Genomic DNA, 13,347 nt, shown 5'->3' with positions numbered 1-13,347 from the left:
CAAAAAGAAAGTGCCGTTCGGTAAAACGGCACTTTACAATGCGGGAGCAACCCGCTACTAAAAATTAAATTTCATACTAATAGTAAAAAATTTGTAACAAAAATATGCATTTTAAGATTCATATCCTAACGGATAAATTCATACAAAAAAAACCTAACAGCCTTAAATTCAACCTCTCATTTTTATTTATTCTGTTCGCCACACCTTTATTTTCTCAGGCATATAAAGATATCAGTATACCAGTAAGCATTCATTTTACAAAAGTAAAGGCCTCTGCCCTTCTTAAGGAGCTGAATAAGCAAACAAATTACAAATTTTACTATGATGATATGCTGGAACAGGTTGAACTGGAAAGCCTCAATTATACAAAAGCACCTTTAGGGAAAGTGCTCTCAGAAATGACTCCGTTAGGATTTGGATTCTCCCTTGCTAACAACTCCATTTCGGTAAGGTATTCCAAAGCTTCTTCCAATATAAAGCGTATTAAGCAAGGCAAGATCACAGGAAAGGTGATTGACGAAAAGGGACAGCCTATGCCTGGAGCTGGTATAAAAATAATTGAGAACGGAAAGGTTATTCAAAGTAGTGTTGATGGCACATATTCCATAAGCATTGATCCGGGAACTTACACCTTAGAGGTAAGCTATGTAAGTTATCTGGCAAAACGTATTGGAGGTATACTGGTTGAGGAAGGCAAAACCACACCGCTTAGCATCGCTATGCAACCAGCTAATGAAATGCTGAAACAGGTGGTTGTACAGGGTAGTTATAAAAAAGAATCAATTGCCGGACTTTATGCCCAGCAAAAAAATGCAGCATCATTAACCGACGGTATCTCAGCCGAGCAAATTGCGAAAACACCCGACAATAATGTAGGTGCTGTGTTAAAAAGAATTAGTGGTGTAACAACTCTTGATAATAAGTATGTGGTTGTCCGTGGTTTAACAGAGCGCTACAATCAGGCCATGATAGATGGAATTGTAGTTCCCAATACAGATATGAACAGGCGTAATTTTTCTTTTGACCTGATACCTAATGAACTAGTGGCCAGTGTTGTGGTAAATAAAACAGCAACACCTGATGTGTCTTCAGAGTTTGTTGGCGGACAAGTTATTGTAAATACATTAAGTATCCCCGATCAGAATTTCTTAACGTTAAGCTTTGGAAGCGGTGGGAACACTCAAACTACCGGAAAAGATTTTTTAACTGCCGGAGGAAGAGCAAATAAAGATTATTTTGCATTTGATGATGGCAGACGTGAAAAGCCTGCCGGTCTTGTTTCGTGGAGCTTTGCAAATCGGCAGGACGACCCAAGAATAGAGCATACAGACGAAACAGGATATAAAACCGGCTACAGTGGCGCTATTGAACAAAGTAAAAAATTCGATAACAAGTCATTTGCGATTTACAAAAACCAGGCAATCCCAAATCAAAACTACCGCTTTACTTTAGGGCGTGTATACGAGATTAATGAACAAAAAGGACTTAAAATTGGCTTTACCGGTGGGTTGACATATCGTAATACGCAGCAAAGCAATGAATTTGAATCGGCCAGAAGTTTTGGGGCGCTTATTGATGGTTTTAAATCTCCTGATACACTTGGCCGTGGTACAGGCTATATATTCAATACCACAATTGGTGCAGTATTAAATGGAGGTATACAAGGTGAGAAATTCAAATTAAACCTCAGGAATTTATATACAAAAACGCTCAATGAGGATTTTTACCAAACAATTTTATTAGAAGATTCACAACAGAGTTTGTTCCAGACTAATCTTGTTGATCCTGTTTTCAGCAGCATAAATCAGCATAAAATAGAAGGCGAGCACCTTATAGGTAGCAATGGATTTAAATTAAGCTGGAGTGGAGCTTACACCCATTTAAATCAGGCACACAAAGACCTCAGGAGTTTTAAATATCTCCAAATGAAAAACACGCTTGGAAAGTTTTATCAACAACCCAATGTAATGGCGGTGGACGATTTGAAAGACAATTACTCTGGTGACTATCGTTTATGGAGTGCAGTGAATCAGGATGATTTAAACTGGTCTTTGAATTTAAGCCAGCCATTTAATTTTTTGAACGAGAAGAGTTTGTTAAAAACAGGATATACCGGCTGGTACAAAGAAAGAAATCAGGATGTAACTATTGCAAAAATATACGGTAAGAGTAGAAATGCTGAGCCGGTAGGTGCCCCTGATTATATAGATAAATATGAAGACCTTTTAACTCCAGAGCGTGTAGGCTATGGGTTAAATCAAGCCTATTACTGGCTTGATATTGGGAATGGAGACATCAGCAAGGCAAATTCAAAATATCACGCAGGTTATTTAATGCTGGATCAGCTTCTTACCAAAAAGTTGCGCCTGGTATATGGAGTTCGTGCTGAAAACTTCAATCTACAGAATAAACAGGAAGCCGAGATAAGAAAAAGAGAGCAGGAAGAACAAAAATTTCCAGACAAAATATATCAAGGCACGGTACCAGAACAAACAGGTGAAAAAAACTGGTATTTTCTTCCCTCTGCGAATGCGATTTACAGTCTGACTTCAAAAATGAACTTTAGAGGTGCATATAGCCAAACGATCATACGTCCGGATTTTAGAGAAACCCAGGTTTATGGTTTTCCTGATCCTCTATTACAGGCATTTATTATTGGAGGCAATATTAAAAGCACCCGCGTACAAAATATTGACCTTCGTTATGAGTTCTATCCTAATCCCGATGAAATTATCTCCATATCGGCATTTCACAAAAAACTAGACAAGCCCGTGGAGCTGGTGAATGAAACACCTCATGCAACTCAAACTACTTTGACCTATAAAAATCAGCATTCTGCAATAAATTATGGATTTGAAATGGAATGGCGCAAATCTCTGGGTATCATTGCCGAAGAATTGAAAAATTTTAGCTTGTATGGAAACGCTGCGGTAATTTGGAGCGAAATAAAAACATTTCAAAAGATGGAAAATCCTGATTTTAATCCGGATAAACCAAAAGACGCACCTCGGTATATTGATGTAATACAATCATTAAAGCGACCATTAATTGGTCAATCTCCATACATTATCAATGCGGGACTCGCTTATCAGTCCAAGTATTTCGGGACAAATGTTTCTTTCAACAGGTCCGGTTTTCGTTCTTATATCGTATCCACTCCTTCTGCTACGGAATTTCAACGGCCTAGAAGTCTATTGGACCTGCAGCTGAGTGGAAGAATTCTTAAACAAAAGGCGGAGATCAAACTGAACATCAGCAATATACTCAACGCAGCAGACGAGTATTATACCAACGCGAACTCCTGGTCAGAAACCTCCGATTCATTAGAGCCTTTCAAAAAACTAAAGGGAACAGACAGGTACGAACCTGAATTAGGAGACTTATTACGCTACCGGGTTAAGTACGGCCGCAGCTACAACTTATCTTTTACTTATAACTTTTAAAGGCATGTCATTCTATAAAAAAATAATCCTTTTAACACTGTCACTAGGTTGTTTCCTACTTGCATGCAAGAAGGAAATTGCACTAACAGCTCAGCGATTTGGAAAAATAAATTTTGGAAATCAAACATTGGTTAATCCATTGATCATCGATTATAACGGAACCACAATTTCGGTGGGACTTGATCTCACTAAAAATATCAAAGTTCCCATTGGAAAAGGCAAATTGAGTTTTAAAGACGACAAAGGCAAGGTATTAACTGATACAATTATTACTGTTGAAGAGAACGGCATCAAGAATTTAGTACTGTTTCAACCTTCGTCTGAGGCAAAGCCAGCATTAGTTGAAAATACCCAGGAAAATGAGCCGAAACCCGAAGAAGGTTTTATGAAAATTAAAATTGCCAATCTCGCGCAAAAATGTTTACCGAAAAACGTAGATATCATTATAAAAATGTTTGACAATAATCTTGGAGATTTTGCTGATCTGGATACCATTGAAAACGTTAGCTCTAACTTCGGAGGATACACTAACTACAAAACCTTTACTCCTGTAACTGGCGACGGCTACCTCATATTCTATATTATCGATTCCACAACAAAACAACCTTTACATGAAGGTTTTGCTGGGGTTGTTGATATTAACGATTATAATAATGGAATCTTTTACAATATCATCACCTTATATATCAATGAGCAGACTGTAGAAGCATCAGGTGCGAATATGGTGGGTACTGACGGCAAACCCTACCAAGTGCAGGTAAACGCATTATTTATGAATTAAATCGGCCTATCTTTATATAAATAAATACTTAATATAAATAACATAACAATTTGAATATTAAATTATTAAAATAAATAAATAATATTAATTTAACACTACATCCCTTAACTTAGCAGTACTAAAAATTAAAATCAAAAAAAATGGTAAAACATTTGAAAAACGCAGGCCTGGTAGCTATGGTAGCCGCCGCCGCTCTTACAGTATCAAGCTGTAAAAAAGATCAAAACAACGACGGAAGCGGTAACTTCAATCGTTCTTTATCAGCAGGATTTTCGAATCCAACTCAAAGTATTCCGGTAAACACAGATGGTGTGATCCAGGACAACTTTGACGGAAATGCAACAGACAACATCATTAATCTAACCAGCAGCAAAGTTTGGTTAATTGATGGAGTTAGTTATGTACCTTCTGGTAAAACTTTAAAAATTCCTGCAGGAACAATTCTTTCCTCAGGAGTAGACAAAAACTACACCGGTACTCAAACCAATCCTGATACAGGATTACCGGAAACTGTTACCAAACCAATCCACGGTGTTCTAGTAGTAGTTAAAGGTGCTAAAATTGATGCTGTAGGTACTGAGGCTTTGCCAATTGTATTTACCTCTCCGGCAGCTCCAGGTAGTCGTGTTGCAGCAGATTTTGGTGGTATCATTTTATTAGGTAGTGCACAAACTAATAAACCAACCACTACTGTAATCGAAGGATTACCTACTCCTCCTGCTGGCGTTGATGTTAGTTATGGTGGATCAACAACTGCCGACAATTCAGGAACATTAAAGTATGTAAGGATTGAATATCCTGGATTTAAACTTTTTGCTGACAATGAAATCAATGGTTTAACCTTAGGTGGTGTTGGTTCTGGTACTACTTTAGATCACATCCAGGTAACCTACTCAGCTGATGACAGTTTTGAATTCTTCGGTGGAACTGTAAATGCAACTTACCTTGTAGCTGCTGGTGGCGATGATGATGATTTCGATTTCGATTTTGGATATACTGGTTCTATCCAGTATGCAGTTGGGTTAAAAGCAATCAATTCTACTCACAGTACTTCATCTGGAAGTTCTGATGCAAATGGTATTGAGTCTGACAATGACAAAACAGGAAGTGCTGCAACTCCAAGAACAAAACCTACTTTAAAAAACTTCACCATACTTGGAACAAATGCAAATAACACTGCATTAAAGTTGGGTAATCGCTGGAGAAGAAATTCAGGTCTTGACATTCAGAATTCTGTGATCGCTGGTTTCCCTGCAGGTGTTATCTATGAAGGTGGTGCTTCAGGTACTTATACCAATAACATCCTGCATGCTTTTGCCGCAGCAGGTGGTTCTGTAACTCCTGACAATACTGGTGCTTCTGCAAATGCTTATCTAAAATTAGGTTCTGCACTCCCTACTTCTTTCTACGCAGGCCCTACAGCAGCAAATTATACAACTTATAGCTATAGCCCTGATGTATTGATCCCTCAGGCAACTTCTCCGGTAGGAACCCGTGGTGCAATTGCAGCCGGAACAGCTGCTGGTACTACCTGGTTAAAAACCTGGACAGAGTTTAATGCTCAGAAAAAAGTTTATTAACCCTCAATTCCCCTTGTTCCCAGAGCAGCCATTTCATGGCTGCTCTTTTTTATGTTGAAAAAATCTGCCCTATCCAAACCATATAAAAATGAAGCTGTTTATAAGAGATAAAACAAGTCGTAATTAAGCCCTTAAATTGTCGCATCAATACCTCATACGCGCTTACTTTTTTCTATAGTTTTGTTAAACAATATATTAACCCTAAAAAAATATTACTATGAAAACATTACAGTTCACAAAAGAGATCAAAGCACCGGCCCAAAAAGTTTGGAGCACGCTTTGGAATGAGCCAACTTATTCACAATGGACAGACGCCTTTAATCCTGGTGGTGGTTCCAAAGTAGAAAGTGATTGGAAGGTTGGTGGTAAAACACTCTTCCTGGATGGAAAAGGTAATGGTATGGTTAGTACCATTAAAATAAAAAATGAGCCTTATCACATCGTGTTTGAGCATTTAGGTGAAGTAATAGATGGCAAAGAAGATACCACCAGCGAAAGGGTGAAAAGCTGGGCAGGCTCCCTGGAAGAATACCATCTTTCTGAAGACAATGGTATTACTAAACTTAAAGCTTCTGTGCAGGTAGGCGAAGAATGGGAGGAGGTTATGAATAACGGCTTTACCAAGGGCCTGGAAGAAGTAAAAAAACTTTCAGAATAGATAAAATAATTATTTTAGTTTAGGAAGTGATGTCCACCATTTATCCAATTTGGTTTTCAATCCCTGAACAATTTTTGGGTTATCTGCGGCCAGGTCTTTGGATTCATTTTGATCTTTTTGAATGTTATACAGTTGTGCATTGCTACCATCGCTGTTCATCAAAAGCTTCCACTGCCCTGACCGTATAGCCAGATTAGGACTTTTATCGCGACCTTTGGGAAATTTAAATGCGATATCATTACGGCCATATTCCCAATACATATCCATATTTCTGGGAGATGGCTTTCCCAGCAACGCTGTACTACGGTCTTTACCGTCGCCGCGATAGCTGCTAGGTAGTTTTACCCCTGCTATTTTAGCTAATGAAGGTAACAAATCAAGTGCGCTTAATACCGAGGTCTCGTCGGTTGTACCGGGTGTTATGTGGCCCGGCCAACTGATCATAAATGGCATGCGGGTGCCCCCCTCATACAAAGAAAGTTTAGTACCGCGTAATCCGGCAGCCCGAGTGCCTCTAAAGCTTGGCAGCGGCCCATTATCGCTGGTAAAAATAACAATGGTGTTTTTATCTAGCCCAAGCTTTTTCAACCCATCCAGCAGCCTGCCAATCTGGATATCGTATTCTTTTAATACCAATTTAAATGCAGCCTCTTCTTCCGGATTCATCGGATATTGGCCTGTATATTCTGTTTCTTTTCGAGGTACCCATGGAGTATGTACATCATCAGGCCATAAATTAATAAAACAAGGTTGTCCTTTATGTTTCTGCATAAATTCCAATGTTTTATCTACAAAGTATTTAGTACGGTCCCATCGTTTTATACTATCTTTTTCAGACCAGATCCAGTTTGTAGCAGTAATTAAAGGATCGGGATCAGGACTTTCGTAGGTACTAGCATGCTCATCAAACCCATATTTCTCAAATCCAGGCGCATTGGTAACATCACGGCCTCCACCCAAATGCCATTTTCCGAAATGTCCTGTAGCATATCCGGCGCTTTTAAAAATTTTAGCAATAGTGGGTGCTTCAGGGTCAAGAAAATCTGCTTGCTGCGCATTACGGTTATGTTTGCGATTATCTAAGTAAGTCGAAAAATTCCATCTTGCTGGATAGTTACCTGTTATAAAACCCGCCCTTGATGGGGAACAGATTGGCGCAGCACTGTAAAAATGAGTAAATTTCCTGCCGTTAGCAGCAATCCTGTCAATATTGGGTGTAGGTACAAAATTACCCCCAAAACTACTCACATCGCTATACCCCATATCATCAGTAAGTATATAAATTATATTTGGCCTGTTAACCGGCGGATTAGGTTTTGCTTTCGAAGGAAATACCCACCCCAGCAAAGGCACTAGTATAAATGCAATTATTCCGAAAGCTTGTAATTTCCTTTTCTTTTGATTTAATAACATATTTTACGCCTTTAATGTGCTGGTAACGGATTGGTAACCACAACATGAAAGTGTTCTACTATTGGAAATGGATCGTAATAATGATGTAAAGCCTCTTTCCAATTGTTATATACTTCAGATTGTCTGAATCCAATTGTATGGTCTTCGAGATTTTCCCATTCAACAAGTAATAAGTATTTGTTGTCTTGTTCAATACATTTCTGCAAACTATGTCTGATGTATCCGGTTATTGAACTTATATATTGACCCGCTTCTATAAAATCTGATTCAAATTGATCATTTCGTCCTTCCTTAATATACAGGGCAGCAACTTCTAATATCATATTGGGCTTTTTGTTAATGATTAACAATATAGAAAATTATAAATTGAAAATGAATTAAGAAGGTCTTTCAATTGCGATTAAAAGACCTTCTTAATTCATTTTCAAAATCGTCTACATTCTTAAATAGCAAACTCAAATGGCGCTATACCGCATCAATTGCCTCACGCAATTCCTTCGCAGCTGCTGCCGGATCTTCGGCTCCATAAATTGCTGCACCTGCAACTATCACTTTTGCTCCCGCTTCGACAACAGCGACCACATTACTGATGTTTACACCACCCGCTACAGAAACAGGAACTCCAACTCTTGCAGCTTCGTCTATCAATACCTGAATTGAATAACCATCTGTCCACTGTTCGTCTAAACCAGCGTGAAGCTCTACAAATTCCACTCCCAGTTTACTTACTTCCTGAGCGCGTCTCACCCGATCCGGATAACCAATCGTGTCTACAACAACCCCTTTGCCATGGGCTTTTGCTGCTTTAACAGCGCCAATGATTGTAGCATCTCCCGCTGCTCCCATTACTGTAACTAAGTCTGCACCAGCAGTAAAGGCGACATCAGCTTCCAACTCACCTGCATCTGCAGTTTTAAGGTCTGCAAAAACCAATTTATCAGGATGCGCGTTTTTCATCGCTGTAATAACTGCCGACCCCATGTTCTTAATCAGAGGTGTCCCCAGTTCAATAATATCTACATAGGGTGCTACTTTAGCTGCCAATGCCAATGCCTCTTTTGTGGTTAATAAATCTATTGCTACTTGTAATTTTGCCATAATGATAATATATAATTGATTGATTGTATTTATTCAAGATTTGCATGCCTTTTCCATAGCTCTGCGGCTGGTATACCATTAAATTTCCACAATGACTGAAATACTGAATCCATTAATAACAGCAAGAATTGCTCAAACAAACTTCCTGCATATTGCCTAGAGCGACTGCTCTCAAGATCTTGCTTTCCTGCTGCAGGTATCAAAATTAATTGATCTGCAAGACCAGAAAGTAGCGAGTGCTCTTGAGTTGAGATCGCGACAACAATGGCTTCAACTTCCTTTGCCTTCTGTGCCGCCCTTACAATTGTACTAGTTGTTCCGGATCCGGAGGCCGCAATTAATAGATCTCCTTTTAGTATGGCAGGCGTAATGGTTTCGCCCACAAAGTAAACTTTAAGCCCCAGGTGCATAAATCGCATTGCAGCCGACCGCATCGCAAAACCAGAACGCCCGGCTGCAATAATAAAAATATGATTAGCAGACCCAACATAATTAACCAGAGTGGCCACTTCGTTGAAATCCATTTGTTTTAACAACCAGGTATTTTCAACTAAAATCATCTCCAGACTGGCACGGATATCATTAGCAATCTGCTTCTCACTTATGTTTTCAATCTCCATTTTTCTTATTGTTTAATCCTCCGTAAAAGTAATGAGGGCTAATCGGTTTAGCCTTACACAATCAGCGCATTATGTGGGACAATCAGGAAAATAAAGGGTCAAAAAGTCATAAATAAGCCACAAAAAAAGAAGGGTTTCCGAATAGTCCACCATAATTTCCCAATCGTCCAATACAACAAACTCATAGTCCTTATCTTTATGCCATGATAAATGCAGCACTGCAACCGGGACTTGAAAAATCGTTAATTTATATACGGAATTTGGGTAATTGCCCTCCGAGTTATCTTAATGACCCCGGACGGAAGGATTTTTTTGAGATTGTCTGGCTAAAAAATGAAGAAGCCCTACACGCACTAAAAGACACAGAACTGGAGGCAAAGGCTGACTGGATTTATCTGATCCCCCCATATAGGGTTCATCAATTGAATAAAGCGGGAAAAAATGGCGAGCTGATTTCTTTTAAAAGAAGTATGCTGGAAGAAGAAGATAAAGAATTTCTTCTTGATCTTTTCAAAATATTTAATGTACAGGGTGAATTTTCCTGCCTCAGGCTAAATGAAACATCAGCCACTGAACTTTCGGGAATATTCCAATTACTGGATAAAGAATATACCAGCAATAATATTATTATGGTAAGGGCATTGCTCAAAGTTTTTTTGCTTAAACTGATCCAGGTAAAAGAACATGAATTCACCACCCAGGATATCCATCAAAAAAGGGTATATGAATTTTTAATGCTGTTGGAAAGTAATTACCAGCAAGTTCGAAACACTGATTTTTATGCAGGCAAATTAGGGATTAGTTCTAAACGCCTCAACCAAATCCTTAAGGACAAACTAAATAAGACAGGTATGCAACTGATTCATGACAGACTTATTTTGGAGGCAAAACGCAGTATCATTCACAGCGAGAATACCATTAAAGAGATTGCTTATGAGTTGGGTTTTTCTGACCGTCCGTACTTTAGCCGATTCTTTAAAAAGCAAACCGGGCAAACACCAGAAGAATTTCAGAAACAAGCCAAAACTCATATAAAGATAAAATTCAACACTTTAGTTGGCGATATAGAAGGCTAAACTTGGGTATTGATTATATCTTATGTATGGAGTCTTTTTGCCTGCTGACCACAAATTCTTTTGCTTTTGCCAATTTCTTTAATGTTTTGGGATAATTGGAGTGAATTTCCATCAGGGCATCTCCTATCTGATTTCCGCTTGTAAAATCTATTTCAAAAAGCCACTCTGCAAGACCAATATCGGCCCACATTTGTCCTTTTCGGGTATCTGTGGGTTGCCTCAGATGAATAGCAGGAACATTTGATGAAAAGGCTATGATCGGGGAGTGCATTTCAAAACTGACCAGTGCTCTTGCCTTAGCATAAACTGATTGCGCTTCATCCGGAATCCAATAGGTATCTCTCCATATCACATGTTTTTTAACATCTTCGGGCAGTGGGTCTATCAGCATTTCTTTGGCCAGTTCTACCTGATATGTGACTTCGGGACACGCCAGAATCTTTAATCCCGTTTCCCGTACCCATCTGATCATTACATCACGAAGTTTCGCATGATCGGTGTCTTTATAGTACTGCGAAATCATGTATTTCTTTGATTCCTCCTCTGTTGGCTCTATGTTCTTCATTTTCCAATAAGGGGTGTACCTCAGTCGTGGTATGACACAAATAAATTCCCCACTTTTCAATCCTTTCGAATCCAGGTAATCAGCAGCAAGTTTATCATTACGAAGATTGATTGCAAAAGTTGCATCCGGGGCAAACTCAGTTATCGGACATTTAGATCGCAGTGATTTCAGGTAATCTAATGAAGCAGTATCTCTGCAATAGATAAATGAGGCTTTATTAATTAGATCTAAAGATTTGACATCTGCATCTACCAGCGAAATTCCGTACATTCCAAAGGGCTTACCGGTTTGTTTATGCCATGCGGCGAGATCAGCAGGAACTACAATCCAGGGTCCGGAACCATGTACCATGATGTCGCACGTTTCAAATGCCTCTTGCAAGGCCGGTGTTGTCGGTTTACCTGATGCATCGATCTTTCCGGGGGCAAGTTTTAGGTTCCTAAAACTCTTCTTTAGCAACACATCAACGCCATTATCCAGACTATTTGGCCATAATGTGATCTCTGCCTCAGGCAAATAGGTTTTAAACAGTTCCATTATTCCAAAAGTGTGGCCAATATCACCTATGTTTACCGTTTGCCAGGATGAGCGTAGTAATATCCTGGAATTCGCTTTAATATAGCCACTTTCAATAGCTCCCATAAGGCTGGAAATAACAGGAAGTGCAGCCATAACTGCAGCATTCTTAATAAATTTTCTTCTTTGCATCTTCAATCAAACTTTCTTTACTGCTGTTTAACAATCTTAAAAACATGAACCTGTGGCTGATTTACCTGATAAATAGTGTCGGCAAGTACAGACAATTGTCTGAGGGCTTCTGTTTCCGAACTCTTTTTCAGCAAGTAATTCTTAAATTGTTTCTGGTGATATTCATAATGCCCGCCACTTTTTAATGTTTTCAGTCGGTTTTTAAGATATCCAGCCACCAGAGTTGTATCTGATGCATCTTTAAGTTCAGAAAGATGCATAAATTCAACAAAGCGGAGATTGCGGATTACTGCTTCCACATCTCTGTATTTTATGCAAGTATTCATTACCGTTATGGCTTGCCGGTATTGAGGCGTATTTTTGTATAGCGCAAGATTAATCCCCGTCGAGAGGTTCTTAGCAGTAACCCCTGCAATAAAAACATCATCAATAAAAAGATGGTAGTTCCCCGGTAATATTTTTTTTACCTGCAATAATTCCGTATTAAACTCTTCATTAAAGGGAACCCATTTGAGCGCATCGGCAGCAGATTCCTTAATCGGAAAGGGCAGGCTTTTCTCAAGACATTCAAAAGTTAATGAGCTGTCTGTATTTGATTGTTTTCTTATTTCTGCGTTAAAGCTACCCTCTTGCGATGCTTTTAAATCATCTCCAATAATCAGTTTAGATACGTATTGGGGCGACTTTGTATCCTTCAAGAACTGATAGGCCATTACAAAATGTCCTGCCGACTGTGGGTGTACCCGATCTTTACCGATGATGGTAAAAGCAGGGTCTTTTAACTGCTCTTCGTTATTGATGCGGAGCAATACTGATTGAAAATCGACCAGGTTGGTATGATACTTTTCAGACAAAAATTGCATGTGTTCTGCACAACGCTGTAAAGCATCGTTTACACCATATAGGTTTTCTGTTTCCATAACTGCGGTCTGGTCATAAATAGATGGTTTCAGCAGCGTAACAGCTTCTACATTCTTTTTTAAAATTTTTACCGCGGCCTCTGTGCTGCTCCTATATGCTGCCAATGCCTGTTGCTTTAGGGTTTCATTAGAATTTGCTTTACCATAAAGTTCCCGTTTTACGTCATTCATGCCTATCATCATTACCGCTTGAGTTGGCCGATGGATGAGCACATCTTTATCCATTCTTTTTAAAATTCCCGTTGCAACATCTCCGGATATTCCGCAGTTGTAAAAACGTATTTTTTGAGCCGGGAACCGAGTGGCATAATAGATCCATAAGTCATTGTAGTATTCGCCATTGTTGGTAATGCTGTTTCCTATAAAACACACCCTGCTTCCGGCAGGAAAAAAACTTTTGTTGTTTTGCTGGGCAAACCCAAATGATGTAGAAATGAACAGGATAATAAATACTGCACTTAACCTTGGCGAAAATAACGGCATAC

The 13,347-nt window shown here is 39.1% G+C and carries 11 protein-coding genes; 5 read left to right on the top strand and 6 right to left on the bottom strand.

Features of this window, described 5'->3' with window-relative positions:
* Positions 1 to 104 precede the first annotated feature (104 nt).
* From AC1DDK_RS05920 to AC1DDK_RS05905, 4 genes are all read left to right on the top strand, one after another.
* Entirely contained in the window at positions 105 to 3,443 is a 3,339-nt protein-coding gene (locus AC1DDK_RS05920) for a TonB-dependent receptor (protein ID WP_288879151.1), read from the top strand.
* Positions 3,444 to 3,447: 4 nt separating this feature from the next.
* The gene (locus tag AC1DDK_RS05915) at positions 3,448 to 4,224 is read left to right on the top strand and encodes a hypothetical protein (protein WP_172660085.1); all 777 of its coding nucleotides are present in this window, start codon (positions 3,448 to 3,450) and stop codon (positions 4,222 to 4,224) included.
* 140 nt (positions 4,225 to 4,364) lie between these two features.
* The gene (locus AC1DDK_RS05910) at positions 4,365 to 5,804 is read left to right on the top strand and encodes a hypothetical protein (RefSeq protein ID WP_172660084.1); all 1,440 of its coding nucleotides are present in this window, start codon (positions 4,365 to 4,367) and stop codon (positions 5,802 to 5,804) included.
* 217 nt (positions 5,805 to 6,021) lie between these two features.
* On the top strand, positions 6,022 to 6,462 hold the full coding sequence (locus tag AC1DDK_RS05905) for an SRPBCC family protein (RefSeq protein ID WP_172660083.1): 441 nt from the start codon (positions 6,022 to 6,024) through the stop codon (positions 6,460 to 6,462).
* A 9-nt stretch (positions 6,463 to 6,471) separates the two neighbouring features.
* Here the strand turns inward: AC1DDK_RS05905 and AC1DDK_RS05900 are convergent, their stop codons facing one another.
* From AC1DDK_RS05900 to hxlB, 4 genes are all read right to left on the bottom strand, one after another.
* Complete coding sequence (locus tag AC1DDK_RS05900; RefSeq protein WP_172660082.1) at positions 6,472 to 7,875, bottom strand: sulfatase-like hydrolase/transferase; 1,404 nt, start codon at positions 7,873 to 7,875, stop codon at positions 6,472 to 6,474.
* An 11-nt stretch (positions 7,876 to 7,886) separates the two neighbouring features.
* Positions 7,887 to 8,198: an antibiotic biosynthesis monooxygenase family protein gene (locus tag AC1DDK_RS05895; RefSeq protein WP_172660081.1), complete on the bottom strand. Its 312-nt coding sequence runs from the start codon at positions 8,196 to 8,198 to the stop codon at positions 7,887 to 7,889.
* A gap of 142 nt (positions 8,199 to 8,340) precedes the next feature.
* Complete coding sequence (gene hxlA, locus AC1DDK_RS05890) at positions 8,341 to 8,973, bottom strand: 3-hexulose-6-phosphate synthase (RefSeq protein WP_172660080.1); 633 nt, start codon at positions 8,971 to 8,973, stop codon at positions 8,341 to 8,343.
* 29 nt (positions 8,974 to 9,002) lie between these two features.
* On the bottom strand, positions 9,003 to 9,593 hold the full coding sequence (gene hxlB, locus AC1DDK_RS05885; RefSeq protein WP_172660079.1) for a 6-phospho-3-hexuloisomerase: 591 nt from the start codon (positions 9,591 to 9,593) through the stop codon (positions 9,003 to 9,005).
* A gap of 203 nt (positions 9,594 to 9,796) precedes the next feature.
* Here hxlB and AC1DDK_RS05880 point away from each other — a divergent pair, with 203 nt between their 5' ends.
* The gene (locus AC1DDK_RS05880) at positions 9,797 to 10,669 is read left to right on the top strand and encodes a helix-turn-helix domain-containing protein (protein WP_288879150.1); all 873 of its coding nucleotides are present in this window, start codon (positions 9,797 to 9,799) and stop codon (positions 10,667 to 10,669) included.
* Positions 10,670 to 10,682: 13 nt separating this feature from the next.
* Here the strand turns inward: AC1DDK_RS05880 and AC1DDK_RS05875 are convergent, their stop codons facing one another.
* Together AC1DDK_RS05875 and AC1DDK_RS05870 are read right to left on the bottom strand one after the other, a co-directional pair.
* A complete protein-coding gene (locus AC1DDK_RS05875) occupies positions 10,683 to 11,942 on the bottom strand; it encodes a polysaccharide pyruvyl transferase family protein (protein WP_337716795.1) in 1,260 nt (419 codons plus the stop codon).
* Positions 11,943 to 11,959: 17 nt separating this feature from the next.
* Positions 11,960 to 13,345 (bottom strand): SGNH/GDSL hydrolase family protein, encoded by a 1,386-nt coding sequence (locus tag AC1DDK_RS05870; protein ID WP_337716793.1) that lies wholly within the window; start codon positions 13,343 to 13,345, stop codon positions 11,960 to 11,962.
* Between the last annotated feature and the right edge of the window lie 2 nt (positions 13,346 to 13,347).

This window comes from Pedobacter sp. 05T44, from assembly GCF_056395985.1.
Note: the sequence above shows the minus strand (reverse complement) of the source record. Positions and strands in the feature narration are given on the sequence as shown.